At 30.8% G+C, this 26,198-nt stretch carries 27 protein-coding genes; 10 read left to right on the top strand and 17 right to left on the bottom strand.

What is annotated here, in order from left to right; all coding sequences use genetic code 11:
• Window positions 1-8: 8 nt before the first annotated feature.
• Both NADRNF5_RS04095 and NADRNF5_RS04090 read right to left on the bottom strand, forming a co-directional pair.
• Complete coding sequence (locus NADRNF5_RS04095) at window positions 9-500, bottom strand: hypothetical protein (RefSeq protein WP_048115907.1); 492 nt, start codon at window positions 498-500, stop codon at window positions 9-11.
• Window positions 497-1,054 (bottom strand): hypothetical protein, encoded by a 558-nt coding sequence (locus tag NADRNF5_RS04090; RefSeq protein ID WP_048115906.1) that lies wholly within the window; start codon window positions 1,052-1,054, stop codon window positions 497-499. Before NADRNF5_RS04090 ends, NADRNF5_RS04095 begins: the two co-directional genes overlap by 4 nt.
• Window positions 1,055-1,213: 159 nt before the next feature.
• Here NADRNF5_RS04090 and NADRNF5_RS04085 point away from each other — a divergent pair, with 159 nt between their 5' ends.
• The 3 genes from NADRNF5_RS04085 to NADRNF5_RS04075 all read left to right on the top strand — a co-directional run bounded on the left by NADRNF5_RS04085 (window position 1,214) and on the right by NADRNF5_RS04075 (window position 3,364).
• Window positions 1,214-2,374, top strand: coding sequence for a TrmB family transcriptional regulator (locus NADRNF5_RS04085; RefSeq protein ID WP_048115905.1), 1,161 nt, complete (start codon window positions 1,214-1,216; stop codon window positions 2,372-2,374).
• Between the two features lie 116 nt (window positions 2,375-2,490).
• Entirely contained in the window at window positions 2,491-2,850 is a 360-nt protein-coding gene (locus NADRNF5_RS04080; protein WP_048115904.1) for a response regulator transcription factor, read from the top strand.
• Between the two features lie 58 nt (window positions 2,851-2,908).
• Window positions 2,909-3,364, top strand: a complete 456-nt coding sequence (locus NADRNF5_RS04075; protein WP_048115903.1) for a RidA family protein — start codon at window positions 2,909-2,911, stop codon at window positions 3,362-3,364.
• Window positions 3,365-3,448: 84 nt separating this feature from the next.
• Here the strand turns inward: NADRNF5_RS04075 and NADRNF5_RS04070 are convergent, their stop codons facing one another.
• Both NADRNF5_RS04070 and NADRNF5_RS04065 read right to left on the bottom strand, forming a co-directional pair.
• Window positions 3,449-4,567 (bottom strand): DHHA1 domain-containing protein, encoded by a 1,119-nt coding sequence (locus NADRNF5_RS04070; RefSeq protein WP_048115902.1) that lies wholly within the window; start codon window positions 4,565-4,567, stop codon window positions 3,449-3,451.
• Between the two features lie 46 nt (window positions 4,568-4,613).
• A complete protein-coding gene (locus tag NADRNF5_RS04065) occupies window positions 4,614-4,805 on the bottom strand; it encodes a hypothetical protein (RefSeq protein WP_048115901.1) in 192 nt (63 codons plus the stop codon).
• A 117-nt stretch (window positions 4,806-4,922) separates the two neighbouring features.
• On the opposite strand from NADRNF5_RS04065, the gene NADRNF5_RS04060 reads away from it, so the two are divergent.
• Window positions 4,923-6,086, top strand: a complete 1,164-nt coding sequence (locus NADRNF5_RS04060) for a citrate synthase (RefSeq protein WP_048115900.1) — start codon at window positions 4,923-4,925, stop codon at window positions 6,084-6,086.
• 3 nt (window positions 6,087-6,089) lie between these two features.
• Here the strand turns inward: NADRNF5_RS04060 and NADRNF5_RS04055 are convergent, their stop codons facing one another.
• Together NADRNF5_RS04055 and NADRNF5_RS04050 are read right to left on the bottom strand one after the other, a co-directional pair.
• Window positions 6,090-6,296: a hypothetical protein gene (locus NADRNF5_RS04055; RefSeq protein WP_008299161.1), complete on the bottom strand. Its 207-nt coding sequence runs from the start codon at window positions 6,294-6,296 to the stop codon at window positions 6,090-6,092.
• A gap of 163 nt (window positions 6,297-6,459) precedes the next feature.
• Window positions 6,460-7,545 (bottom strand): sensor histidine kinase, encoded by a 1,086-nt coding sequence (locus NADRNF5_RS04050; protein WP_048115899.1) that lies wholly within the window; start codon window positions 7,543-7,545, stop codon window positions 6,460-6,462.
• 599 nt (window positions 7,546-8,144) lie between these two features.
• On the opposite strand from NADRNF5_RS04050, the gene NADRNF5_RS04045 reads away from it, so the two are divergent.
• From NADRNF5_RS04045 to NADRNF5_RS04035, 3 genes are all read left to right on the top strand, one after another.
• Window positions 8,145-8,600: a hypothetical protein gene (locus NADRNF5_RS04045; protein ID WP_048115898.1), complete on the top strand. Its 456-nt coding sequence runs from the start codon at window positions 8,145-8,147 to the stop codon at window positions 8,598-8,600.
• Window positions 8,601-8,639: 39 nt separating this feature from the next.
• A complete protein-coding gene (locus tag NADRNF5_RS10680) occupies window positions 8,640-9,464 on the top strand; it encodes a signal peptidase I (RefSeq protein WP_052661873.1) in 825 nt (274 codons plus the stop codon).
• Between the two features lie 176 nt (window positions 9,465-9,640).
• Window positions 9,641-10,096 (top strand): hypothetical protein, encoded by a 456-nt coding sequence (locus NADRNF5_RS04035; RefSeq protein ID WP_048115897.1) that lies wholly within the window; start codon window positions 9,641-9,643, stop codon window positions 10,094-10,096.
• A gap of 84 nt (window positions 10,097-10,180) precedes the next feature.
• On the opposite strand, the gene NADRNF5_RS04030 is transcribed toward NADRNF5_RS04035, so the two are convergent.
• The 7 genes from NADRNF5_RS04030 to NADRNF5_RS04005 form a co-directional block, all read right to left on the bottom strand.
• Window positions 10,181-10,597 (bottom strand): hypothetical protein, encoded by a 417-nt coding sequence (locus NADRNF5_RS04030; protein ID WP_048115896.1) that lies wholly within the window; start codon window positions 10,595-10,597, stop codon window positions 10,181-10,183.
• An 11-nt stretch (window positions 10,598-10,608) separates the two neighbouring features.
• Window positions 10,609-10,995 (bottom strand): hypothetical protein, encoded by a 387-nt coding sequence (locus tag NADRNF5_RS04025; protein ID WP_048115895.1) that lies wholly within the window; start codon window positions 10,993-10,995, stop codon window positions 10,609-10,611.
• Window positions 10,992-15,200 carry a coiled-coil domain-containing protein gene (locus NADRNF5_RS04020; protein ID WP_148313064.1) on the bottom strand — a complete coding sequence of 1,403 codons (4,209 nt, stop codon included), beginning with the start codon at window positions 15,198-15,200 and terminating at the stop codon, window positions 10,992-10,994. Before NADRNF5_RS04020 ends, NADRNF5_RS04025 begins: the two co-directional genes overlap by 4 nt.
• Before the next feature lie 254 nt (window positions 15,201-15,454).
• Entirely contained in the window at window positions 15,455-15,880 is a 426-nt protein-coding gene (locus NADRNF5_RS04015) for a response regulator transcription factor (RefSeq protein ID WP_048115893.1), read from the bottom strand.
• A 228-nt stretch (window positions 15,881-16,108) separates the two neighbouring features.
• Window positions 16,109-17,188, bottom strand: coding sequence for a sensor histidine kinase (locus NADRNF5_RS04010; RefSeq protein ID WP_237089334.1), 1,080 nt, complete (start codon window positions 17,186-17,188; stop codon window positions 16,109-16,111).
• A gap of 367 nt (window positions 17,189-17,555) precedes the next feature.
• The gene (locus NADRNF5_RS10890) at window positions 17,556-17,720 is read right to left on the bottom strand and encodes a DUF1059 domain-containing protein (RefSeq protein WP_082051981.1); all 165 of its coding nucleotides are present in this window, start codon (window positions 17,718-17,720) and stop codon (window positions 17,556-17,558) included.
• Window positions 17,721-17,963: 243 nt separating this feature from the next.
• Window positions 17,964-18,206: a hypothetical protein gene (locus NADRNF5_RS04005; RefSeq protein WP_048118971.1), complete on the bottom strand. Its 243-nt coding sequence runs from the start codon at window positions 18,204-18,206 to the stop codon at window positions 17,964-17,966.
• A 155-nt stretch (window positions 18,207-18,361) separates the two neighbouring features.
• On the opposite strand from NADRNF5_RS04005, the gene NADRNF5_RS04000 reads away from it, so the two are divergent.
• A complete protein-coding gene (locus tag NADRNF5_RS04000; protein ID WP_048115892.1) occupies window positions 18,362-18,745 on the top strand; it encodes a hypothetical protein in 384 nt (127 codons plus the stop codon).
• Between the two features lie 46 nt (window positions 18,746-18,791).
• Here the strand turns inward: NADRNF5_RS04000 and NADRNF5_RS03995 are convergent, their stop codons facing one another.
• Together NADRNF5_RS03995 and NADRNF5_RS03990 are read right to left on the bottom strand one after the other, a co-directional pair.
• Window positions 18,792-19,262 (bottom strand): response regulator, encoded by a 471-nt coding sequence (locus tag NADRNF5_RS03995; protein WP_048115891.1) that lies wholly within the window; start codon window positions 19,260-19,262, stop codon window positions 18,792-18,794.
• A gap of 51 nt (window positions 19,263-19,313) precedes the next feature.
• Entirely contained in the window at window positions 19,314-20,162 is an 849-nt protein-coding gene (locus NADRNF5_RS03990; RefSeq protein ID WP_048115890.1) for a matrixin family metalloprotease, read from the bottom strand.
• Window positions 20,163-20,303: 141 nt separating this feature from the next.
• Here NADRNF5_RS03990 and NADRNF5_RS03985 point away from each other — a divergent pair, with 141 nt between their 5' ends.
• Entirely contained in the window at window positions 20,304-21,041 is a 738-nt protein-coding gene (locus tag NADRNF5_RS03985; protein WP_048115889.1) for a hypothetical protein, read from the top strand.
• Window positions 21,042-21,105: 64 nt separating this feature from the next.
• Here NADRNF5_RS03985 and NADRNF5_RS03980 read toward each other — a convergent pair whose 3' ends face one another.
• The gene (locus NADRNF5_RS03980) at window positions 21,106-23,397 is read right to left on the bottom strand and encodes an Ig-like domain-containing protein (protein ID WP_237089333.1); all 2,292 of its coding nucleotides are present in this window, start codon (window positions 23,395-23,397) and stop codon (window positions 21,106-21,108) included.
• 166 nt (window positions 23,398-23,563) lie between these two features.
• Between NADRNF5_RS03980 and NADRNF5_RS03975 the strand changes: the two genes are divergently transcribed.
• Complete coding sequence (locus tag NADRNF5_RS03975; RefSeq protein ID WP_048115887.1) at window positions 23,564-25,366, top strand: tetratricopeptide repeat protein; 1,803 nt, start codon at window positions 23,564-23,566, stop codon at window positions 25,364-25,366.
• A 12-nt stretch (window positions 25,367-25,378) separates the two neighbouring features.
• On the opposite strand, the gene NADRNF5_RS03970 is transcribed toward NADRNF5_RS03975, so the two are convergent.
• Window positions 25,379-26,188 (bottom strand): TrmB family transcriptional regulator, encoded by an 810-nt coding sequence (locus tag NADRNF5_RS03970; RefSeq protein WP_048118968.1) that lies wholly within the window; start codon window positions 26,186-26,188, stop codon window positions 25,379-25,381.
• Window positions 26,189-26,198 lie beyond the last annotated feature (10 nt).

Here is a 26,198-nt window from a genome sequence, read left to right as displayed (position 1 = left end):
TCATTTACCTACGCAGTTTGTCTTTGAGAATTTTGTTGGTATTCTACTGTGTTAATCTCTGTCACAAAATTGGTTAAATTAATTGCACTTGTTTCTACCTCATTATACTCAGGACCATCATGGTAATTCTTCTTAAAATCAGATTTGTCTGAAATTGTGGTATGTACGTCTTTTACTTTGTTGATCGAATCCTCAGCTGCTAGAATTAATTCAGATATCTCATCATCAAGATCATTAATTGACGAGGCAGTTTCAGAAACTATAGATGCAAAATGTTTCAGAATTGAACTCATCTCTTTTTTGTCAGCATATTTGCACATCATAAAATCAGCAATTTTGACAATTTTATCTAAATCCTGTAGTTCTTCCAAACTTAGTTTATCAATTTTGATGTCTTCAGAAGGCTTTACTTCAGATAGTTTTTTATCAATTTTTATCGAAATATTTTTAATTCTTTGAATATCTTTAGTAAAATCTCGCTTTGAGGGTAGAGTTATCAAGTATCGTATAATTTAGAAAAATCAACATTAGGATACTGCTTACTTATTTTAGAGTCTACCATCAATTTTACTTCATCAAGAAAAATTGACGATTCGTGATTTGATTGGCTAAAATCAAATCTTGCCTTTGTAAGAGATGCAGAATCTAAAACAATACTTCCCAAATGAACAGATAATTCAGATAATCTTTGACTACATATAGGAACAATACTAAAAAACTGAGCACTGATTGTTCGAATCATCGGAATTAATGATGGCAGTACCTCGGGAATACTGCGAATACCAAAAATAGAAGTAATTCTTTTCTTTATTGTTGTTAGAACTTCTAAAGAAAAAGCAAAATTTCGCTCAAGTTCTATTGCATTATAATGATTTTTGTCAGATTCATCAAAAAATAAAACAAAATCACAGTTAGATTTTCTTAAATCATATAGTTTTTCTGAAAAAACATCTATAATTTCAGATAGGAGATTAGAAGAATACTCCAATCTCGGAACAAGGGTTACTGAATGAGAGATGTTTTCAATGTCTGCTTCATTGTATTTTACCAACATACCGCTATTTTCCCTTAGATTTTGTATATGAGGACGATGTCACGATAATTTTAGTAACTACAGTTACACCTGTCTAGAGATACAATTTTGATTTTTTTTGAGTATTTGTGTAAAGGAATTTAGCTCTCAATTTTACCTAATAATAATTGGAGGAAAAATATGGTAAATGAAAATGTGCTTACAGTGAGTTTGGAAGAATTTGGATTAAGTAAATATGAAGCACAAGCATATGTATCCCTTATTTCAAAGGGCACAGTTTCAGCTAGTGAATTGGCATATTATTCAGAGATTCCCAGAACAAAAATTTATCCAACATTACTGAAATTAGAAAATAAAAAACTAGCAATAATTTCAAAAAGTAAACCAATTATGTGCACTGCAATTGCTCCAGAAGATGCTTTTGACGGGATTATTCATGAGCAAATCAACAAAGTAAATGCGATGAATTCATTGGTATCAAACTTGAAAAAAGCAAGTGAGGAAAGTAGAAAAACTAGAGGTTCTGAAGAAAAAAGATATTTTCATGTCAGTGCAAATAATGTTTTGTCACAGCTCCAAACAATGATTGAAGGTTCTAAATCATCAATTAAGATCATGACAGATCAGTGGGGTTTTGGATTACTAGCTGAATGCAAAGACCAATTAGTTTCAGTTGCACGAAGGAATCTTGATATTAAAATTCTGGTTTCACCATCTCAAATTTGTTCAGAAGCATATAGGAAGATTCCTGACGGAATTGAAATCAGAGCATCAGAAATCACACAAAATTGTTTTATGTTTGATGAAACAGAGTTGCTTTTAGTAAATAACGACAATGGTAAAGGGGCAATTTTTTCATCCACAGATATTCTTGCTTCAAATCAGGAAAAAGTATTTGCAAGTATTTGGAAAATTGCCATCAAAACCAAAGCATTAGCAGATATGACAAAAACAGAAGCCCAAGAAATTTATAAAATAATTAAAACGGTGAATGAAATTGGTTTAACATACATTCTAAATGCCACAATGGTATCAAAAAGACCAGAATCAGACATATTCAAACTATTAGAAAAGAATGGCATTTCATTCAAATCAAAATCACTAGATGATGTAATTGAGATAATGGATGCAATAGTGCAAATTACATGTTCAGGACATGTGAATTTTGAAGCAAATACAAAAAACATTACTGTAGAATCAAAGTTGAACAGTGGTCATTCATTGCCCTGGGTTTCAATTTTAGATGGATGTCTTCAAAAGCAAGGATACAAAACTAGAACAATATATCAAAGTAATTCAAATAAAGGCGAAAAGGTACACATTAAAATTATTAAAAACTGATTTTTGAATTATTAGGTTTTGTTGATGGTCATAAAAAATTAGAGAGTTAGTATATTGGAAAAAGTGTAATTTTTAAACAAACAATATTTAATGTATTATGATCCTCATACCATTTTATGGGATTAAACGTGCTTGTCGTAGATGACTCACCATTTATGAGGCAAAGTATCAAGGAAGTATTTCGATATATGAAGATAGATTCTGTAATAGAGGCAAAAAACGGCATGGATGCAGTTAGAGCATTTAGGAAGTATAAACCAGCTCTAGTGACAATTGATTATGAGATGCCAGGATTAAACGGAATTGAGACGGCTGCAAAAATTAGAGAAATGGATAAAAACGTAAAGATGTTAATCGTCACATCCATCAAATCAAACATGATAGCAGTTAAGAGTGGAAAAATTCCTCAGTTAGGATACATTACAAAACCAATCGACCCAATAATGGTAAAAAATGAATTAGCCAAACTGCAATAATGTTAAAAATTCTAAATGTAGGTAAAAATAAATTCAGATAAAAAATTGTAATTGTACATTGATTGAGGAAAAAATAGAGTCGTTAGGGATTAAACTACCAACACCTCCAACGCCTGCAGGTTCATATGTTCCAGTAATTAAAACTGGGAATTTGTTATTCATTTCAGGACAAATTCCAATGGAGGACGGCAAAGTAATTTTTACAGGAAAAGTCTCAGACGAAAATTTGGAAATAGCCCAGAAATCAGCCAGAATGTGTGCAATTAACATTATTTCCCAAATAAAAAGAGAAGTAGGAGATTTGGATAAAGTTTCAAAAATAGTCAGATTATCAGGTTTCGTCAATTCTGTTCCAGATTTTACCCAGCAACCCAAAATAATCAATCATGCATCAGATTTACTTTTTGAGATATTTGGTGAAAAAGGAAAACATTCTAGAATTGCTGTAGGGGTTGCAAGCCTGCCATTAAATTCGATGACCGAGATTGATGCAATAGTGGAAATTACAGATTAGTTGATTGGGAAATTTTCTTAAATAGATTTTACGAGTACAAAGAATCAGTAAAAGTTCAATATTTGTTAATAAACTAAAAAGAAGTTATTTGATTTTTTTATTCAATTCTGTGATGAATTTTTTTATTTTTGGTTTTGGTATTACAGCACCACATGCTTTATCATGGCCTCCACCTGACCCTCCAAGACTAGTTGCAAGATTATTAACAATTTTTCCCAAATGCACTTTGCAATCTTTAGAACCACGAACAGATACTGCGTAAATGCCATGATCTATACGTTCTTTGTATGCCACACCTACGTCCTTTCCAGACAAACCCATAACAAAGTTAACAGCACCGCTAGCGCCTGCATCAAGTATTTCCATGTAACCTAGGTTTTTCATGGTCTTCATTCCTTGTTTTACTTTGGCGATCATCTGAGATAGTTTTTCAACTTGAATTTGTGCAAATTCAAATGTGTTAGGTATAGCATGAGGAAATTTAGAGTCTGCCAATTCTTCAACCAAGTACAACAGATAATCAGGTTCTTTTTGATGTCCCACTATATTGTATGTTAGAACAGTTGCACTAATCAATGCAAATTGTCGATCATAGATTTGTAATAATTTGGAACCTATCGGTCTTGATTCCATATAATCAGTGATTGCAGCACAAGCTGCAACAAAGGATGCATGATCATTTAATTTAGATTTGAAAGCAGTGTAAGCTAGAACAGCAGTACATTCATTGATGTCATGAATTACTTTTACTTTGATTTTGTTTAGTGCTTTGACAACATTAGGATCAACATCATGATGATCAATGTAAGTTACAGAGACTTTATTTTTCCTCAGAGTTGTCATGATGTCAATAAACTCATCTTGTGTTTTTTTACTTAGACCCAAATCACAGATAAATAATGATTTTAATTTTTCATCTAAAACTACTTGATTTAATGCTTCCATTTGTCCAGGATAGTCAACAAGAATTGCATCTCCGCCAAATGCTTGTCGAATTATTGCAGCAGAACTAATTCCATCACAGTCTTCTTTATGAGAAATACAAATTACTTTACTTCGTTTTGGCTTTACAGATTTTTTTACTTTAGTTTTAGTAGATTTTTTTGCAGATGGTTTTTTAGTAACTTTTTTTACCACTGTTTTTTTAACTATCTTTTTTACTGCTTTTTTAGTTGAAGGTTTTTTAGTTTTTGATGCTGCCAATTCAAATTAAAAAATTATTAGCCCTCATTTAAATTAAGAATGAAATTTAAGATTCTCTAAATGGTTTTTTGATACTTTGATGAATTAAGGAACTCGAATCCAAATATACATCATAAAAAGATAAACCTTCCATCTGTGTTTGGTGGTCAATTTCTTGAATCTTTTTAAGTTCACTAGAAGATGCATTTAGTACTAAATTATCTAATTTTTCAAGTCGTTTACGCTCCATTGGACTCATTAATTTTTGATTAAAAATAATCATTTATCACCAAAAGTTGGTATTTTAGACTAAATGCTAAACATCATAGACACAATGTCGGAGAAAATATAATAGAAGATTTCTGTTAGGCTCAGTATGGAAACTAAGAACATTGGCTTGCGAGGAATCGAAGTTGCAGATACCAGAATATCTAATATTGATGGAGAAAAAGGCAAGCTAATTTATCGTGGATTTGACATTTTAGATCTTACAGAAAATTCCTCATTTGAGGAAACAGCATATTTGCTACTTTATGATGATCTACCAACCAAGACTCAACTGGACGAATTTAATGCAAAATTAGTTGATGCAAGATACATTCCTAAACAGATGCAGAAAAACATGGGGAACTGGAGAAAAGACGCAGATCCTATGGACATGTTGCAAGCATTCGTAGCTGCACTTGCAGGGTATTATGATGAGGAATTTGCAAACAAAGAAGCTAGTTATGAAAAGGCAATTAACCTCATTGCAAAAGTTCCCACAATTGTTGCTAGTTGGCACAGAATAAGAAATGGTTTAGATCCTGTTGAGCCAGATTCCTCACTAAGTCACGCTGCAAATTTTTTGTACATGATGTTTGGAGAAAAGCCAGACTCAGAGGTTGAAAAAATATTTGACGTGTGTCTTATTCTTCATGCTGATCATACTTTCAATGCATCAACATTTACTGCCAGACAAGTTGCATCAACTAGGGCACATATGTATTCAGCATCCAGTGCTGCAATCGGAGCATTAAGTGGAGAGCTTCACGGTGGAGCCAATACTGAAGTTATGAAGATGTTATTAGAAATTGAAGAGATTGGAAAAGTTGAAGAATGGATAAAAGAAAAGATGAAAAACAATGAAAGAATTATGGGTATGGGGCATGCAGTTTACAAGACATATGATCCCAGAGCACAGGTGCTAAAAGAACTATCAAGAAAACTTGCAACAAAAACTAAAGACCCATGGTTTGACATTACAGAAAAAGTAGAAACTGTAACTATTTCTGAAATGAAATCTCAAAAAAATAGAGACATCTATCCCAATGTAGACTTGTACAGTGCATCATTATATTACATGTTAAAAATTCCAATGGATCTTAACACGCCAATTTTTGCAATTTCAAGAGTTGTCGGATGGGCAGCCCACATCATTGAAGAAAAATTTGCAGAGGCAGCACCAAAACCAGCATTATACAGACCAAAGGCCACATACGTTGGAAAATATTGTGGTCCTGAGGGCTGCGAATACAAAACACTCGATTTGAGAAAATAATTTTTAATTTCTTGTACTAAGCCACTCTTTTGCTTTAGAGTTCACATCATGCTTGTATAACACTTCAAAAACCATATCATAAAATGTGATTCCTTTTTTCTGTGCCTGATCATCTAGCCACTTTATTCCATCAGCTAATTCCGGATCATATTCTGAGAATTCGACAAGTTCATCGACCATTTTTGAAAAGAATGCGTGGGATTCAAGCATATGTACACCTTTGAATCTTTGATCATAAGTGGGGGATTCAAAATATATAGACAAAAGAGTCACTTTATTTTTAAATACATTCAACAATTTTAATAAAGAATTTTAATTTTCAAGAAATGTTTGTGTTTATACACATAACTTAAAAATTTGAATTAATCACACATTATTTTGGAAAACTAATAGTAAATGTAGTAGGATTATTTTTGAAATTGATCACTCCACCATGTTGTTCTACAATATTTTTTACACTTGATAATCCCAATCCAGTTCCATTCATTTTTGAAGAAACTAGAGGGGAGAAAATTTGCTCCCCAAGATCTTCTGGAATTCCTTTACCTGAATCTTGAATAGTGATGTTAATTGAATCAGATGATTCACTAATTTCAATAATTATTTGACCAATTTCATTTTCTATTGCTTGAATTGCATTTAAGAGCATATTGCCTATGACTACCTCCATTTTAATTGGATCACAATTGAATTTGATGTCATTTTTTGGAGTTAGAATTGTAATGTTTGTGTTTTTTCTAAGTAAAGATACGGATCTCTGAATTATGTTTCTTAGTGACTCTTCTTTTTTATTTAAAGGATATTTTTGAACAAAATTCAATACTTTTTCAACCTGATTATTCATTCGATAGATGGATTCTTCCATCAATTCCAATTTTTGAATGATAGAGTCATCTATTAGCTCACCCTTTTTATGCTTCATAACACCCACAGAACCCTTAATGACAGTTAACGGAGTACGTAACTCATGAGCCAGTTTGCCAGACAATTGTCCAATTGCAGCAAATCGTTCAGAATCGATTAATTGTTTTGTTTTATCATCAAGATCTTTTTCTAATTGATTTTTTTTCTTAACTAATTCTAATTCTGCAGATGCAATTTTAGATAAATTTTTGTGTAGTTTTTCATTGAGTTCTTTAGAGATTTTTTTTTCTGTTGATAGTTGATTGTAAATGTTATCAAGTCTTTTTTTATCATATTCTTCCATTGCAGACAAGGATTCGTCAAAGATTTTTTTTGCCTCAGTGCTAAGAATTTCTTCATCAGGGTTTGTATTTACAACATATTGATCTTCAGGCGGATTTGTAGAGTTAGTTTGTTTTTGGTTATTTAATTTTTGATCTTCTTTAGATAGTATTTTAGCACCTTTCTTTTTTTCAAAGAAGACTGATCTGTTTGGAACATTTAATTCATCAAGGTTATTTTGATCAAAATTCTTCCTAACAATATATTTACGCATAAGATATTTGGGAATATTATCTCTATATTCATATGATTGTTAATTCTAAACAAACAAAATGAATTTTTCAAAAAATCAAATTATAACAGATAGTTTTTCTTCTTTTTACACCAACATGCTGCAGAGCATTGATTTAACTCCAGTTCTTCAGAAAAAGTAGAATTCATGTAAATAACAATAAAAATTATAAGATAACAACTAATGTTTTATCAAATAGAACACACATGAAAATACATACTAAATTATTTAATAGTATTGTAACTGTCATCAACACACATCCCCGTGGTTGGTCTTAAGTTGAGAAAAGAATTGGACTCATGTCAGAATCATTGAGAGATATTGATAACGAGTCAAATTCTTTTCAAATAATTTAACAATGTTGTTGAAAACTTAGTCAGAAATTAAAAGAACATATGTGTTGTAAAAAATTTAAAACCCCAGTTTTTCTTTTAATTTAAGAAAATTTAGTGGTATAATTGCGTATTATGAGAGATGTGACAAAAATAGATGCCAAGATAATGTTCAGATATTTTATGTTGATGTAGCTTGTTTACTATGAAAAAACTAGTTGATAATAATCACATTTTGATTGAATAGGTATGAAAAGTTTACCAATTATTGCACTATTAGGAATAGCAATTCTAGTAACATCTACAGTAGGATTTGGAGCCACACTAACTAACACTCCAACATTCAACTTAATTGGAGCAAGTGACAATAACGAGGTATCCACTGCAAGAGGCAACATTACTGCATTAACTTGGACTGAAGAAGTATCAACTGAAGGCGTAATTGAAACAGATTCAATTGTTTTTGCAGTAGGAAATGAAGACACCACAGAATCACATGATTTTCAAATATGTGCAGTAATTGAAGGTCCTGTTGGAACATATACACCCGCAGCAGGACAAATACCAGCATGTACACTTACAGGCGAAATAGCAGCATATGCCAATTCCACATCACATTACATTAACTTTACAACACCAGTTAATGTTACTAGCATAGTAGACATTAGTTTCTCCATAGAAGAACTAGACCAGATTGGAAATTAATCCATTCTTTTTCTTTCTAAATATTTAGTGTGAGAAAAGATGAAACACAATAAAGTTAAAGTGGCTTTTTTGTTATGTCTACTACCTATTGTTATATATTTTTGGCCAGCACAATTACACGGCGATACAACTTACATTATGCTTGTAGGAAACAGTATGTATCCAGTTATAGAAAGCGGAACATTTGTTGTTCTTAAGCAAGATCAAAAATACATCATAGGTGACATCATAGGATTTGTAAATGAGGAAGAAAAAAATGTAGTACATAGAATTGTAAAGCAAACGGATGAAGGGTTCATCACAAAAGGGGACAATAATAGAAAAAATGATCCAGGAATAGTTCCAGTAGACGAAGTTATTGGGAGAACAATTTTTGTTATTCCATATGTTGGATACACATCGCTATTTTTACAAACTCCAATCGGAATTTCAATTTTTGGGATATGGGCATTAATCATGTATTCTAAGAACAAAGATAAACAAAGTAAAAAAAATCATACAGAGAGCTTTGTAATTTATAAGATTGGAATTATTTCAGTGCTAATAAATTTTGTTTTAACTCAGGCAGTTTTAGGATTTGATATCAGACTTGCAAAAACTATGAACATACCACTATCAAATTATCTTGAGCCATCTATTGCTAATTCAGCATCATTTGGGTTGTTAGTTATGTCATTTATTATGCTCTATGTGTTTTCAAGAAAAATTCAAAATAATAAAAGTGATGATATCAAACCTTTAAAATTAATTTTTGCTCTAGGTGGCATAATGTTGCTCGTACTGCAAGCAATGAGTGCAATGAACACCATTCCAATTTTAATAAAAATCTTGAATGAAAATGAATTGATCCCACCCCTTTTTTAGATAAAATAGGCTCACTTTTTAGTGAAGGGTATTTTCCAGAAAATTCCATTATGGAATTGCCCAATTTGAAAATGTTCCATGCTCAATATTACTAATTATTTCTAAAGTAAACTAGAAAAAAATTGAATCATGCCAATTTTAAAAAAAATCTTAATGAAATAAAGTCCTATAAAAACTTGGAAAGAATAGATTTTCAAAAATTCACCATGTATGGAATACTTACCATGATTCTAATTGTAGCAACTATTTCAATGGCAATAGCAGATGAATCAATTTTAACCCAATCATTTTCAAATTCAGAATCAGGGAAAAATGGGTTAATTACCCCCCGTGGACACATTGAAGATTTTTCATGGACAAAAAAGGTTTCATCAGACGGAGTTATCGAAATTAGGGGTATTGGTTTTTCTGTTGTTAATGATAGTAAAGTAGCTCAATCTTTTGAAATTTGTACCATAATTCAAGGACCTTTAAAAAAATTTACGCCATCATTAGATAGCCCACTGGCTTGTACAAATACAGATGAAATTGAGGCTTATGAAAAATCAGTTAATCATTCCATAGGTTTTTCAAACGGTGTTAAAGTCAGTGAACTTGTAGACATATCTATTACAATACAAGAATTAGGATGATCAAAACTACAAGTCAAAATAAAATAATTTTTTCATAAATAAAATAATTTATTTATTGTTTGAAGTTTAGAGTAACATCACAGTCTAACTAATTTCTTGTATAGAGATATTTGCAAAATCAACACTGGTTTTACTAAGAGGAGTCGTAAAAGTAATTACAGCCGAACCTGTGCTGCTTGAAGATATTAAAGGAGTAATTGTGCAATCCGAAGTAGTACCTACAGTATCACTTATTGAAGCTCCAGCTTTTGTAATCACACATATTTGATATGAATGAGAAACACTGTCAGTATTTCTAACAGTAATTGTTGATGAATCAATATTTGAGCCGCTTGTAGAATGCACCATATTTGTTATATCAGCATCAGTTAATGCAATGGAAATATTGTCATCACCTCCAATTTTGTTAATTAGACTTGATGTGTTTAGATTTGCACCTAAACCTATTGCAGATACAGCAATAATCATAATGCCCACAAAGAAAATTATTTTTAGACTCAATTATACCACCATCAAGTAACAGAAATGTTTGCAGATTGTAAAGTACTTCTTTCAGCATCAGTTATACTATCAGTTAGACTAATTATCACAGTTTTAGTTGGACCCCCAGTTAATGTAGAACCAGTTCCAATTTCTACCCCATCATTATCTTTTAAAGAAAGAGTTACAGTGGCACTGCCTGCAATATTTGAATTAAATGTAAGGGTTACAGAAGCGATATTATCAGAAGTTCCCAAGTTTAATCCAAGAAGAGTACTTCCAGAGGAATCAAAAACTTGTAAGGCACCCAGTTTATTGACATCAGAGGAAGTATCTAAAGAATTAGCAACGCCAGTAGTGCTAAACATCACAATTGTGAATGCCGAAATTAAGAATATACCTAACAATATTAAGCTCATTGATTATCACCAGAGTAGGAAACAGATCTTTCATTATCAGATGGTTCATTTACAGATATTTGATCCTCAAGAACACTAGACCATTCTCTAAACTTTTCATATGAATTAGAATCATACTCAGTAGAATAAGAAGTCAAAACATTCTTTGATAAATTAATATTTTTAGAAGTTGCTTTTCCAATTTCTCTTGTTTGGTGTTCCAATTTTTTCTTTTCGAGTTGAATTTCTGATTCTATTCTTTCTATTTGAACTGAAGAGATTTTCCTCTCAACTTCCAAACCTGAAATTCTCTTTTTCAAAATTTCAGTTTCCTCATCCAAATTTTTCTTTTGTAGAAGAATAACAGATTCTTTTCTTTCAAGTTCTGCAGATGAAATCTTTCGAGCAAGTTCTATTTCTGCAATAATATTTTCCAAATCTTTAGATTTGGCAGAAACATTTTTTCTGTTTAATTTTGAATTTTTCTGTAACTGAGTTTCTGAAGGTAAAATATCCTTCTCTATCTCAATTGCCGCAATACTTTTTTCCAAATCTGCTTTTCTTTGAGAAAGATGCTCTTTTTCAAGATTAATTAGCAACTCTTTTCTTTCAAGTTCTGCATAAATTTTCTTTTTTTCAAGTTCTATTGAGGAAATCTTTCTTTCGAGCGAGAAATTAGCTATTCGCTTTTCCAAATCCCAGATTTTTTGACCTAGTCTCTTTTCTTCTGTTTCAATAGCAGATTCTTTTCGTTCAAGTTCTGATGAGAGTTTTTTCTTTTCTAGATCTATTTTCCCTAATTTATTTTCAAGTTCAATTTTTTGTAAATTAAGATTTTTCTTTTGTAGGTTTACTTCTGTAAGACTACTTTCAAGTTGTTTATTTTTATTATCTAGATCTTGTTTTGTAAATTGAATTTCATTTTCCTTTCTTTGAATATCAAGTAATTTACTTTTATTTTCTAATTCAAATGAAGCAGTCATGCTTTCCAATTTAGAGGCCGTTTCATTCTTTGCAAGATCCACTTCTTTCAAATTTTTATTTAACTGAGTAATTTTTTCATGTAATTGTTTCTTTTCCAAATTTACTTCTTCAAGACTTTTATCCAGTTGAATCATTTTTTCTGATAAGCTCTTTTTCTGAAGATTTACTTCTGCAACCTCGTTTTCAAGTTTAATTATTGCTTTTCTTTTTTCTAGATCAATATTACTAATACTTTTTTCTAATTCAACAGCGCATTTCTTTTTTTCATATTCAAGTTTAGCTAAACTATCCTCTAGATTTCTTTTTTCTTGTAGGACATTTTCCTTTTCAGTTTCTACATCTACAAGAGTTTGTTCAATTTTTTTGGTTTGTTCAGATAAATTTTTCTTTTGTAGGTTTATTGTTGCAAGATCTTCCTCAAGTTGTAAAGTCTTTTGTTTCAAGTTACTTTTAATTGATTCAATTTCAGATTCTTTTCTTTCAAAGTTTCTAGAGACATTTTTCTTTTCAGTTTCTACATCTAGAATTTTTTTTTCGAGTTCTTGTATTTTTTGTAAAGCAGCCTGTTTTTGAAGTTCAATTGCAGCAAAATTTTTCTTTATTTCAGTTGCATGTGTTTTTTTCTGATTATTTATTTCAGATATTTTTGCTTCTAATTCACTAGTTTTTTGATATAGTATATTCCGCTCTAGTTCAACTGCGGTGAGATTTTTCTCAAGTTGTTCTTTTTCAAACAAAATTCCCCGCTTTTGTTGTTCTACATCAGTTAGATTTTTGTCCAATTGTTCAGTTTTTTGTGAAATTTTTTGTTTTGTCAGTTCAATGGCAGATAAATTTGTTTTTAGCTCGATTTCAGCTCGCTTTTTTTCTGATTCTGCTTTTGCCAATTTATTTTCCAAGTCAGTAATTCTTTTAATTCTAGACTTTCTTTCAAAATCAAAAAATTGCTCTTTGCTTTCAAAGTCTGAAGTGATTTTTTTCTTTTGTAATACAATGTCCGTTATACTATCTTCCAAACTTTCTTTTTTCTGAGATAAACTTTGTTTTTGTAATTCTACTTCAGCAATACTTTTTTCAAGTTCACTTGTTTTTTGGGATAATTTCCTTTTTTGAATATCTAACTCTGCTGATTTTCTTTTAAGATCGATTTCTAATTCTTTTCTTTTAAGTTCAATCTCTTGTGCTTTTTGTTCCAGTTTCTCTATAACACCATTTTTTTGTTCTTCAATACTTCGTAGTTTGATCACCAGATCTATTTTTTCTTGAGTTATGTTTTTCTTTTCACGTTCAACATCTTTAAGAGATTGTTCTAGTTTCTCAGTTTTTTCAGATAGATTTTTCTTTTGTAGGTTTACCTCATCAATGTGATTTTCAAGATTAATTAAATTTTTAGTCTTTTCAAATTTTGCCTCAGCTAGGTTTTTTTCTAGTTTTTCCTTTTCCCGCAATATATTTTTCTTTTCATCTTCAACATCAGCCAGATTTTTTTCTAACATCCTAGTTTTTTCTTCTAATTTCTTTTTTTCAAATTCTATTTCTGATTCTTTTTGTTCAAATTCTATTTGCGACAATCTATGATCTAATTGATTGGATTTTTTCTGTATGTTTTTCTTTTCTTCTTCTATATTATCTCTTAATTCCTGAGTTTTCTCCAATAAGATTTTCTTCTCTGATTCAGCATTTTCCAATACAATTTCATAGTCTTTATTTTCAATTGCAAATGTATCTTTTCCAAAATTTAATTTCCCCCCTAAAATTTTACCTAATCCAGATTTTTTCCCTCTTTTTTCTTTTATTGATTCAACTATTTCTTCTGTAGAGCGTTTTCTTTGACTATCCATTTGTTTAAGTTTTTTATATACAAAGAGTCCTCCGATTACAACACTGGATATGATTCCAATATTCAAATATGCTATTGTATGATCTACAGTCCATTTAGCTGTAATTGTTTTTGGTCCATTCATCAGTATACTACCACTTGTAGATACTACTTCTGCATCTCCACTCCAACCTTGAAAACTTGTTTGCTGCCACATTCCAGCAGGATCTCTTGGAATACTTGTTCCAAATTTTGCGACACTACCCTCATCATACCAATTTGTTCCGCTTCCCACCCCATATTCAGAAATTATTGTTAACAAATACTGTTTTTTCCAAATACCCTCTATTGATTTTGGCTCATTCATGATGACTTGAACATTTTTACCATCAGAATGTACATCACCACTCCAACCATCAAAAACTAATCTTTCTCCCGGAATTCCCGATTCTTGAGTTGTTGCATCTATTGAGGCTACAACCACATCATCTTTATCATAAAATCCACTTCCTTCAACTACACCATACTTACTTTTTACATTGAGATAGTATTGATCTTTCCAATCTATAGAGATGGAGTAAGGATTCTCCATTTTTACACTAGTAATGGGTTCTGTAGGCTCATTGATTTCAGCAAAATTAGAGCCACTGCTGACCCATTCATTTATTGTTCTTTTGACTTTTCCATCAGATGTAGTATCAACTACACTCATAACTAAAGGGGCAGTTGCATTTGCATTATGCCAGCTGGTGTTAATAATTTTATTATTTTGAGTTGAATCCAATATTTCTAACCTATATTGAGTGTCCCAAGTTGCAGTAATCGTTTTATCTTCATCTATTTTTATAAAATTAGTTTTCAAGTTGGAGGTAAATCCATCACTCCATTCTGAAAATGCATAACGTATTCCAGGATCATTTTCATCATAAACATATTTTTCAGATACACTAAAATCTACAATCTCTCCAGCATCATATGTTCCACTGCCAATTGCTTTTCCATATGGAGATATTATTCTCAAATCATATGTTGTGCCACTACTTGAATCTTCTAAAAAGTTAATACTTGATTGTTTTTGTGCAGGATGTATAGAATATGTTGCAATGGCAGTGACATCTTCATCCATTAAAACATTAATTGGGTTTCCATCCACCCATTCATTATTTACTGTCCATCTAACAAATTCATATGCTCCCCATTTTTCTTGAGCAGTACCAATCACAACCCATGTATTTTCTTCATAAAAACCTGAACCATCAATGTGCAAACCAGGGGGAGAAGATTTTACTTTTAATTCATAAAGATCCTTATGTAATACATCATCACCAATTTTATGATCAGCTAAGACTTGGTCGATTGATGAAACATACAATATTGTAAATAACATCATAGAAATACAGATTAATTTGAGATTTGATTTCATTTATTCCACAACATTTTTAGTGACAAGTGAGTAATGCGTAATGGTATGATCAGGATGATCAAACTAATTTTCTGATAGCTTATTTTGAACAAAAGGTCAGATGTTTGTTTTAATCAAAATAGTAAGAAAAACTTTACAATCTTGCTCGAATTACTTTGAAATTGGTAATTTTTTGTGCCTGTAACATACTAATTCAGGATTTTTCCAAAATAACATAAACTCAACCTGTTTTTTAAAAAAGTCAAATTTTAAATTTAATTTGCAGGAAGTGATTTTGCAAAATTTGTTCCAGGCATTTTCCCCTTTGCCAATACATCTGTAATAACTTTCATCAAATTAATCCGATTCATAGGTTTTGGGACATAACTATTAGCTCCCATTTTAATTAAATTATTAATTGATTCCTGATCATTGTTGTATGCAGAAGTAACAATAATTTTTGTAATTTTATCATTTTTTCGGATTAATTCTAAAACTTTACCACCTTCCAATTTAGGCATTTTCAAATCAAGTAAGATCATATCTGGTTTGTGTAATTGGTATTGTTTCAGACCATCAATTCCATTTTTAGCTTCAAGGATTTGAATAAATTTTATAGAATCTTTAATGGCATCTCTGCAAAATATTCTAAATGCATCAGAATCATCCACCAATAACACTACAGGAAATTTTCTTGCCATATAGAATATTATTATCTGTGGAGATATTGATTAGTGTGATTTTTTCATACAGACAATCCTAGGCAGAGGTTTTTTGACATCTCAAAAAAGATTTACTGTTTTGAAGAATGTCAGATGTCACAATTTGAGAATGGGTTTTACAAAGATATCCATCTAAGGAGCATAAAGAACATTTAGAAACTTCTTTTGCTAAATTTTCAATAAATGGTTCAATTGACGATTGCAAAATTATCGTGCCACCATTTTATGGTTATTGATTTTTGGTAATAGTACTGAAAATGCAGAAGGCGTATTTTTGTATAATAGTTTACCCCCATGTTGTTCCACAATCATTTTACAAATAGCTAATCCCAATCCTGTACCATGTTGTTTTGTTGTAAACATTGGTTCAAATATTTTACCCTGTAAGCTAGGTATCACCCCAGCACCAGAATCTTCAAAACATATTTCTATATTATTTCCATTATCCATAATTTTTATAGCCACATAACCTTTACCGCGAATAGCTTCAATAGCATTAGTTAACAGGTTTACAAATACTGCTTCTAATTTTCTAGAATCACATAAAGCAGCTCTATCATCTCCTTTAATTTCTAATTTTACGGATGATGGTACAGTTATCGATTCCATGCTGGATTTGATAATTGTTTTTATTGGAGTTTCTTTCATATCAAGTTCAGACATTCTTACAAATTCTAAAACATCTTCAATGATATGAGTCATATTAGAAATTGCAGATTCAATTCTTTGCTGATGTTTTATTTTATCCAGAACGGGCATATTTGGAGAATTACACAAAATATCATGAGACATTTTTAATTTTGATAACGGATTTCTTATATCATGAGCAAGTCTCGAAGTAAATGTCCCAATTATAGACATTTTTTCTCCTTTCAATAAGTTCTCAGCTTGCTCTTTAACTTTCTTTTCTAGGAAAATTTGTTTGATAGAAAGTTCTTTTTCCTTTTTAATTACTTTACTGAGATCTTCTTTCAATAATGCATTAAGCTTACTATAATTAATTTTTTCAGTTTCGGTAATTTTCAGTTCTTTTTCTAGATGTTCATTTTTCTCCTGCATTGATTTTGTCATGTTTTCCACAAATGAAATTTTATCTTGAAGTTGTTGATTGACTCTAGACATTTCATTAACTCGTTCATTTGCCAATTTATTCATCTCTTGCATTTGAAGATCATTTTCTTTGAGTTCTTTTCTTGCTAATTCTAAATCCTTTAATGCATTGACTGAGATTTCTGTCAAATCACGTAAAACTGGATCTCGCTCAACAGGATTATCTACTAACATCATAAAAGATTCTCAGTTGGAGCATATTACGTGGAGTTTGTTTAATTCAAACAGACTTAGGCACGCATTAGTAATTCCAACAGCGAGGTTTTAACAAAACATATTCATGTATTAGTCAATCATATTTCGTTCGTCATATTTTCATATCTATAATATCATATTACTGTGTGAGCCAGAACGCCCAAGTCTCAAAAAACATTAAAAAATCACTTCAACAAAATGCACCAATGGTTTTTGAGTCATACCTATACCATTTAGAATTATTAGAAGATATAGAGATCACAGAATAAATTATCCGCTATATCTTACCCCTATTTTATCCGGAATCAGATTCCAAAATATTTCCTTCAAGAAGATTCTTAGAGAAGACTTAGTTCTTCATTCTAAGAAGTAATTGATCAAGGCCTTCCTCACTGTATTCGATTCCATGCTCATCAATAGAGTGCTTTTGATATTTTTTAATTACTTCTTCAGTATTGCCGTTAATTTCAAAACTACAATCAAAGCCATAGTTATTGCACGATATTTTTACCATATTATTTTTTATAAAATATTGAATAAATGATGTACGTTGTTCAGATAAAACAAATTACATTTGACATAAAAGAGGTTTTTGTTAAATCCATATCCCCCTAAGGGGGGAGTCGCAAAGGACGCGACATCCCATTGAGAGTTATCGATGACAATATTATAACAGAAGATTACTTAATGGGCTGTTGTATGTGCAAAGTACTCAACCTGTTCAGATTTTAGAAAATATGAAACAACTGATCGAGATCTAAGAAACGTTGTTATTTTTAGCAGTCATTGCAATTTTTTCCTTTAGATTTTTAAGAAATTCTCGAATTTCTTCATGTCGTTGAATTGTTTTATAGATCTCATAAAGTTCTTCGTAAGATAAATTCAATTTTTGAAGATCGGTATGAGTAATCCCGTAATGACTTAAAACAGTCCAATATGATGCAGGTTTATTTTGTCTAGTTACAATGCAAGTGCCCAAATGTAAGGATATTTTATACATACCAGTATTACCACAAGAAAAGTTATAGATTCGGTGGAAAAATAGGTAGAAAACAGATTCCAAATTGGAAAAACCTAGATTTGGGAAATAACAATTTGAATATAAAAAATGAATTTATTGAAAAATCATATTAATAGAATACCATCAAGATATGCATGAAAGATCAAGTTTATGGAGCCGAGAAAGGTAATGGTGAGAAAGTTACCGAATGGTTAAATGAACAGGCAAAAGCCACAGGTTTGAAATTAGAGGTAAAATTAGAAAGCGATGTTTTGTCCACAGAGAATTTTGGAGATTTTGATTTACTATCATTATCAGATGATTCAGTCAAAAGTAGAAAATTAATTTCTAAAGCTGGTAAGAGATTTGGCATTAAGATGATAGAAGGCGGGTATAAAGAAGTTGCAAGAATCATACGCAGAAAGAAATCAGATTATGCAAAAGTTCTCAAAGGAGACAAAGTAATAGGTCATTTGGAATTGGAAACACCTAGATTTGGAACTAAAAAATGGAAAATTAAATTAGAAGAAAGAAGATAAATCACCAGATAGAATAAAATTTCAAATCCAACATAATTTAAAAAATTTATCGGATTGTTTCTGGGCTTTGAGTGGCGGTTAGTAGATTATTCTCTTGACTGGATCTTTTAATACTAGAAAATGATTTCGGAGTAATTTTGTTTAACAAGAATTCCAAAGAGAATGGTTTTTGCATTATCTGAAGATATGAATCCTTTGTGCTTTCATTTGATCGCATTATACTTTGACCGTATGCAGATAAGAAAATTATTCTTTGTCTTGGACATTGTTTATGAATTTTTTCAGAAACTTCTGAACCAGTCATTTTAGGCATATCCTGATCAAGCATAACATAATCATATGGAGGTGTGTTGTCTTTTAACACAATTCTTCTATACCTTAATTCATTTTCAAATTTTTGGAAACAAATGAGACCGTTATTAAAAATATCAACATCATAGCCATTTGCTTCAAAGAATTTTTTATATTGCATTGCAGTAAACTTGTTATCTTCTGCAATTAGTAATTTTTTGACCATTTTTGTTTTATCAGTTTTTAATTAATCAAGACTTGTTTGTTGAAACTAAGCTCATTTTTCACAGATTGTAGTACCATCAGAATTTCCATCATAGAGATCAGCAACGGCTTTAACATTACATTCAGAAATGTATGGGTAAGTCATATCAATAGTTGGAGCCATAAGATCTTCAGGTGCAGTAGAATGCCCTAATCCTAATGCATGACCAAATTCATGCCTCATAATTGTAGCAACTTGAGTATTTGACAGAGAATCAATATCATAAATTGTGATAAAGGCTTTTACAATTTCATCACCTTCTAGAATTGTTTTAGTGTAACCAGTATTTCCAGATCGATCTTTAATGTTTGAAAGAATAACAACAATATCCCCATTTGATTTTTGAGAGTTTAGAACTTCAAAGTTTTTAGGCACAGTTATTTTAGTATCAGGAATGTTTTCAAGCGCACCTGCCCAACCTACATAATAATTTGAAAAAGAATTTTCAGGCCCTTTATGCAGTAGTGAATCTTCAAGATTAATTTTTTCAGTTGATAAAATTGTTTCTTTAATAATAGAAATAGTTTCATCAGAGATAGAAACAGGGTTAAGAATATTGACAACAAGAGACGAACCTTTTGGAATCTTCCAATATTTAGAGAGGGCTATGGAGTCACCTCTAAGATTTTCAACTGAATATACAGAATTAAAAAGTCCAACAGGGTTTAGAGATTCTTCATTTTCACCAGAAGATAATGGGAGTCCTGTAAAGTAACCTCCAAAAAATATCAAAATTCCTATTTGCAATACTAGTATTGATTTTTGATGTTTAATTTTTGAAACTTTTGAATTTGATTTTAGATTTGTTTTTCTAAACGGTCTCAATTCTATAATTTTGAAAAAATTCTTTGGCCTAATCATTTAGATTTATTAATTCAAGCAGTATCGATATATGCAAGTCTGTTCAGCATGAACGAACTTTTAATATTGTTTAATATGAACAGATAGTTCTTTTTGTATTCATTTTAGGCATAACATGTGTTGGTAGTTAATAGGAAAATAATGATTTGTTCAATATTGATAATGTTATCAATTATTATAATTTTAAAAACCGGATCTTCTGATGCAATAAACACAGTAAATGATTATGATGATTATAGGATAACACAAATGCCAGAAACTCGATTTTTTGATCAATATGAAGAATTAAGCGCTCCAGAAAAAACTGCTGTGGTGTACCCAATACTAACCCAGTCTGCTTATGCATGGGGAGGAATTCATGATTTTTATCTTGGTCGTTGTGAAACATGTTCAGAAGTTAAAATAGAAGAGTATTATGATCCCATATTTTCAGTAGGAGCTAAAAGTTTCAGAATTTTGGAATTTTTAGGTTATAGTGTAATTGATGATATAGATATAGATAAAAATCCTAGTATTTTAAATAATTTTAATTCAGTAGTTTTACTGCATAATCAATATGCGACAGAAAATGAATTTTTAGCTATAACCTCACATCCGAATGTAGTTTATCTATATCCAGGAGCATTAAATTCCAAAGTCAAAATAAATTATGATACCAATTCAATGATTCTTGAACGAGGTCCAGCATACCCTCATGAAGATATAATTAATGGATTTGATTGGAAATATGATAATTCAGATATCTCAAATAACACAATTTGTGAAGAATGGAAATATTATAAAATAGAGAATGGGCACATGCTTGATTGTACACCAGAAGACATAATTCAAAACAATGATGAATTATTGAAAGAATTAAAACGACTTGTAGAATTTTAATTTTTTAAAAATAAAAAGAAATTTTTTACTTATAGAGTGTATATTTAGAAAATAGAAAAAATTTTTACTTTGATTTTTTCTTCATATATAATATCATACCAACAATAATTGCAGGCACCATTATCAATATAGGATCAAATCCACCCACATCAGGTTTTTTGAATGAATCATCAGATTCGTCAAGATCATTGAAGGTTGTCGAATTTATTTTAACTATTTTAGAAGCGAATGCAGACTGAATTGGTCCATCAATACTTGCCATGATCTTTACTGAATCATCAGATGTGGAAATTATTGACAACATAGCCTCACCAGTTGGACCCGTCATTTCATCCCCAATAGTAGTAATTCCTCCCTCTAGTTCCCAATTTACGGGAGCATTTTGAAGAGGAACACCATTTTGTTTTGCTAGAATAGAAACAAGAAAGGAGTCACCAGCTTCAATCATATCAGCACTGGTAATTTCGATAGTCGGAGTTATTTCTTCTATAACAATCTCTTCTGTTAGAATTGGCAAACCTTTAGAAATGAAAGTAACTTCAACCATTCCTGATGAGTTAGGTACCAAATCTATCTGTGTAAAACTAGATTTATGGGAGAGAGTTACATTTTTTGGAAAGTCAAGGATAGAAGGATTTGAAGAAAATATTTTGATATCAATATCTTCATTTATCTTCACAGGTAATGATTGGGCATCTAATACTTGTAAAACAAATGTATCTTTGACGCCCGTAAATAATTTTTCAGAATAATCAACAACTAAAGATGTAGGTTTTGAAGAGATGCTTGAAAGAGAAATACTTGTTTCAAAATTATCAATATTTATCACCAAATCTTCATCACCAGAATCAACAGCAAAAATAGGAATTAGGGTGAAGAAGGGATAAATTTGAACATCATTCTTATTTACAATAAAAATTTCAGAGTGGGAAATTTCAATATGTTGTTCTGACGGAATTTGAAACAATCCATCTGATGATTCCATATAGACCATGATCCAATGCAGTTCACCTTTTAGAAAATGATCAGTTGACACATAGGTCTTTAGAGATACAGAATCTTCTGTAAAACCATCAATATCCAAAGATACAACTTCTGCATTAGGGATGTTTGGAGCAACATCAGAATCTGTGGGTACAAAATTACCCATATTTCCATAAACCAATGAGGATTCAAATCCTTTTTTGATGATTGAATTTTCAATAGAGATAGATTTGTCAGAAGTGGTAAATGGTACAACAATATCTCTATCAGCTGTTACAGGATGACCATTTTCATCTTCTAAATAAATCACTCCAATTAATTGTCTTGAACCATCTGAAAGAACAGATAATGGTTTGAATTTTATTTCTTTATTTCCATACAGTTCTACATCAATTGTTTCAAAAGATTCCTCAACTATCATTAATGGATCTTGTGAAGTTGCAGTTACAGTATAAGAATCAGTTTTACCTTTTTGAATTGAGAATAACTCGTGCCCGTATGTCTGTCCTTGCTTAATCTGGAAATATCCTTTTGGGTTTATTGTGTTTGTATCTGAGCTTGTGTTAGTAGTTTCTGCATCTGTTGAGCTCTCAATTTCAAAATAGATCGTAATATCTTTGGTTGCCTTTTTTAAAGATCCATCTGAAAATAACTGTGCAATCAAATGCCCACTTGAAGTATTTGAAGAGCTAATATCTTCAGGAATTACAAAAATTTTAATTTCTTCGTCAAGAGGTTTTTCAACAGTTAATAATTCAGTAGTTTCAAGATCTCCAGACTTTGCAGAAACTGTAACAATTCCTTCCTTATTTACTGTGAAAATTTGTTTTGATTCAAACTCACCTTTAGGGATTAGAATATTAGTTTCAGAAAAAGATGCAATACCCGATTTAGAAGTGCTAAGTTTTACCAAGTAATTTTTATCAGCTCTTGTTGGAATTCCGCTATCATCAGTAAGTAATACTGAGAGAACGCCTTGATTATTTTCACCTAATTCAAATGTATCAGGGAAGATGTTTAAAGAAATTTTTTTAGGGATGTTGTTTCCATATACATTAATAGGAATTTCCAAAGATGTTGAACCTTCATTAAAAACATAAAGAATTGTATTTCCCTCACCATATGCTTTTAATTTTACTAGAATTTTATAGGGATGTATTTTTTCAAAATCAATTACTTCAATAATAGATTTATCAAGAGATTCAACATTTAGGTTTGTTATTTTTTCCAATGAAACCTGACCATTATGAGAATTATAAACTTCTAAAGTAACTATATCATTTTCATGGATTTTTTTTGGCAGTAAATTATATTCTAAATCATATTCATTTTCAATTGCAGATGAAGTACCGATAGTTGTGATAGACAGCAAAAAAAGTATTCCCAATAAGATAGATTTCAATATATAAACAACTCAAACTAACATTATAATCATCAGTTCACCCAAATTGAACGCACAAACATTTCCAAAAAAAATGCTCAGTTTAAACAAATTGAACGTACAGAATGCTATTACAATAAAAATCGCATCCTAAGGAATGTCTGCAAATTCTGCATTGGTTAAATTTAAGATGGTAAATGGACTGATTGGGAGTATTTTAGAGGAAAACAGGGTTTCATTTAGATCGTTATTTCCAAAATTGCCACAAATTGATACAGAAGTAAGATCAAAGATTGAGAAATTATTAGAATCCAGAGAGAGAATCAAATGTGATATTGACGGAGACAATGATTTTGAAGATTTCACAGATGACCTAAATCTTGCAAATTATTTTCTGGCATGTAGAAAATTTTCAGATTCATTAAGATTCTATGAAAGTGCATTAGCAAAAAATCCCCAATCATACTCAGCATTATGCAATAAAGGGCTATGTCTCTTTAAACTGGCAAAATTAGATGATGCGATAGAAGCATATGATGAGGCATTATCAACCTACAAAAATATTCCAGAAGCATTCTTTATGAAAGGTAAAATATTGTATGCAAAACAAAATTTTACAGAAGCAGTAAAACAGTTTCAGAACGTATTAGATTTGGAATCGGATAATATTGATGCAAAATACTATCTAGCGAAAGCCCTAGTAAAAATGGGAAATTTTCAAGAGGGTATTGGAACCTTAGAGGAGATTATTGAAAATCAGGATCATCCAGATTCACTATTATTATTGGGTCAAACTTTCTCAAAACAAAATGAATATCAAAAAGCAATAATCTATCTAAATAAACTTGAAGAAATTTCACCAAACCACATAGAAGCACACCTTCTTTTGGGCAAAGCCTATGCTACAGGTGGAAATTATAATGAAGCGATTATCCATTTTGAAAAAATATTGAATAAAACACCAAACCACATAGAAGCACGATTACTTTTAGGTAAAACAAACATGGAAATCAATAATCCTAACGAAGCAATGTTTAATTTTGAAAAAATTTTAGAGATTTCTCCAAACCATAAAGATGCATTAAACTACAAAATTGAATTACTAGAAAAAAGTGGAAGGTTAGATGACGCAATAGAATGTTGTGATCAACTAGCTGAATCAACTTCAGAGCCAAGGGATCAATTGCTGAAAAAAGGAATTTTGTTATTTAATAACAATAAATCTTCTGACGCACTAAGTATTTTTAATAATATTTTAGGAAAAACTAAAACCAATAATGTTGCCCTTATCTATAAAGCTAGAATTTTTGAACAAAAACAGGAATTTCAAGAAGCGCTTCTATGTGTAGAAAATATATTAAAATCTGATTCTGAAAATATGGAAGCCCTAGAGAAAGCAGCTGAGATATCATTAAAAGTTGGGCATTATGAAAAGGGGCTAGACTATACAAATCAAATACTAACAAAATCATCATCAGATGTAATTTTAGAAAGAAAATCACATCTTCTATCAATTCTTGGTCGTCATGAGGAAGCAGGGCAAATTTGTATGAAATTAATTAAAGATAACAATACAAATAGCCAAGCATTATACGAATTAGGCAAGATTCATCTAATTTTGAATAATTTTGAGAAAGCAGTTAATTTTTTCGATAGGGCCATAAGTATGAACCCAATGGATTCAAAAATGATTTTAAAAAAATCAATGGCATATTTTTCCCAACAAAAATATGAAGATGCCATTCTGTGTTTAGAACAAATTCCAGAAACAGATACTCTCTATAATTATGCACAATTTGAAAAATCAAAAATTCAAATGCTCCAGGGCAATACAAAACAATCAATTGAGATTTTATCCAAAGTTATTAAGACAGAGGATTCCTTCAAATTACTAGCTTCCAATGAAGTAATTTTTGAAAGCATATCTAATATGTTTGAGTTTAAAGAATTACTAAAATAAAAAAAGAAAAAATTAATTGGAAGATAAGATTTCCATTGGTTTTGATTTTTTCCATAGATGAGTGCACAAACTAAACATGTTTTCAACCATCTCTTCAGAATTAGTATACATGATAGAGTCAACATCATCATTAAGATCCATTGATTCTTTCATAGCTCCCGACATGATTAGCTGATTCTTTGATTCTACAATCATTCTACTTTTTGAAGGCAGTTTTCCAATTTTAACTTCAGGCGTACCTAACTGTTCAATGATCTCCATTGTTTTTGCATCACAGTCATTAGTGATTATTCTCACTTCTCCACCTGTAGATATTTTTGCATGTATTTTATCTGGTATAGATGTGTGATACATCCTCATCAAATCATCTGAAGTTGTAACCAGAAAGATTTTCTCTTTAGATTCTTGGATTAGTTTTCCAATTCTAGTGTATATGTTAGATCTTCCTTGAACAATTGAGAAGGAGGACATGTCAGTTGCTGCCACATTATTTTCATAGTTATGGAGACTTTCAATAACAGTTCTTGCCAATTTTTGTAGCATGACAATTTCATCTTCTTTCTTTTGAATTACACTCGTTAATGCTTCAGATGGTTCTACAGCATTTACGATTGTAGGATTTGAAAAGGTAGTTGAAATCACACCCATATTTCTGAGCTTGTTCAGAGATCTGTATGCCTTTCCTCTATCAACATTAAGTTTTTGTGCCATCGTACCAACAGTTACAGAACCCATCTGAAGAAGGCCAACATAGATTTTGGCATCAATTTCTTCCAAACCAAAATGAACTAGAGAATTGTAAATTTCTTCTTTGCTTAACATATTACTTTCT

It is taken from the genome of Nitrosopumilus adriaticus, from assembly GCF_000956175.1.
GTDB lineage: Archaea > Thermoproteota > Nitrososphaeria > Nitrososphaerales > Nitrosopumilaceae > Nitrosopumilus > Nitrosopumilus adriaticus.
The sequence above is the reverse complement of the archived record's forward strand: the minus strand, read 5'-3'. Positions and strand labels throughout refer to the sequence as shown.

Bases quoted from the DNA above. Each gene is read 5' to 3' on its own strand.
- NADRNF5_RS04050 (WP_048115899.1), bottom strand. From the start codon at position 7,545: ATGCGTAAATATATTGTTAGGAAGAATTTTGATCAAAATAACCTTGAT.
- NADRNF5_RS03985 (WP_048115889.1), top strand. From the start codon at position 20,304: ATGATTTGTTCAATATTGATAATGTTATCAATTATTATAATTTTAAAA.
- NADRNF5_RS04020 (WP_148313064.1), bottom strand. From the start codon at position 15,200: ATGAAATCAAATCTCAAATTAATCTGTATTTCTATGATGTTATTTACA.
- NADRNF5_RS03970 (WP_048118968.1), bottom strand. From the start codon at position 26,188: ATGTTAAGCAAAGAAGAAATTTACAATTCTCTAGTTCATTTTGGTTTG.
- NADRNF5_RS10680 (WP_052661873.1), top strand. From the start codon at position 8,640: ATGAAACACAATAAAGTTAAAGTGGCTTTTTTGTTATGTCTACTACCT.
- NADRNF5_RS04085 (WP_048115905.1), top strand. From the start codon at position 1,214: ATGGTAAATGAAAATGTGCTTACAGTGAGTTTGGAAGAATTTGGATTA.
- NADRNF5_RS03975 (WP_048115887.1), top strand. From the start codon at position 23,564: ATGTCTGCAAATTCTGCATTGGTTAAATTTAAGATGGTAAATGGACTG.
- NADRNF5_RS04010 (WP_237089334.1), bottom strand. From the start codon at position 17,188: ATGATGTTAGTAGATAATCCTGTTGAGCGAGATCCAGTTTTACGTGAT.
- NADRNF5_RS04005 (WP_048118971.1), bottom strand. From the start codon at position 18,206: ATGTATAAAATATCCTTACATTTGGGCACTTGCATTGTAACTAGACAA.
- NADRNF5_RS03990 (WP_048115890.1), bottom strand. From the start codon at position 20,162: ATGATTAGGCCAAAGAATTTTTTCAAAATTATAGAATTGAGACCGTTT.
- NADRNF5_RS04025 (WP_048115895.1), bottom strand. From the start codon at position 10,995: ATGAGCTTAATATTGTTAGGTATATTCTTAATTTCGGCATTCACAATT.
- NADRNF5_RS04055 (WP_008299161.1), bottom strand. From the start codon at position 6,296: ATGCTTGAATCCCACGCATTCTTTTCAAAAATGGTCGATGAACTTGTC.
- NADRNF5_RS04065 (WP_048115901.1), bottom strand. From the start codon at position 4,805: ATGAGTCCAATGGAGCGTAAACGACTTGAAAAATTAGATAATTTAGTA.
- NADRNF5_RS04000 (WP_048115892.1), top strand. From the start codon at position 18,362: ATGAAAGATCAAGTTTATGGAGCCGAGAAAGGTAATGGTGAGAAAGTT.
- NADRNF5_RS04080 (WP_048115904.1), top strand. From the start codon at position 2,491: ATGGGATTAAACGTGCTTGTCGTAGATGACTCACCATTTATGAGGCAA.
- NADRNF5_RS04045 (WP_048115898.1), top strand. From the start codon at position 8,145: ATGAAAAGTTTACCAATTATTGCACTATTAGGAATAGCAATTCTAGTA.
- NADRNF5_RS04015 (WP_048115893.1), bottom strand. From the start codon at position 15,880: ATGGCAAGAAAATTTCCTGTAGTGTTATTGGTGGATGATTCTGATGCA.
- NADRNF5_RS03995 (WP_048115891.1), bottom strand. From the start codon at position 19,262: ATGGTCAAAAAATTACTAATTGCAGAAGATAACAAGTTTACTGCAATG.
- NADRNF5_RS04090 (WP_048115906.1), bottom strand. From the start codon at position 1,054: ATGTTGGTAAAATACAATGAAGCAGACATTGAAAACATCTCTCATTCA.
- NADRNF5_RS04060 (WP_048115900.1), top strand. From the start codon at position 4,923: ATGGAAACTAAGAACATTGGCTTGCGAGGAATCGAAGTTGCAGATACC.
- NADRNF5_RS10890 (WP_082051981.1), bottom strand. From the start codon at position 17,720: ATGGTAAAAATATCGTGCAATAACTATGGCTTTGATTGTAGTTTTGAA.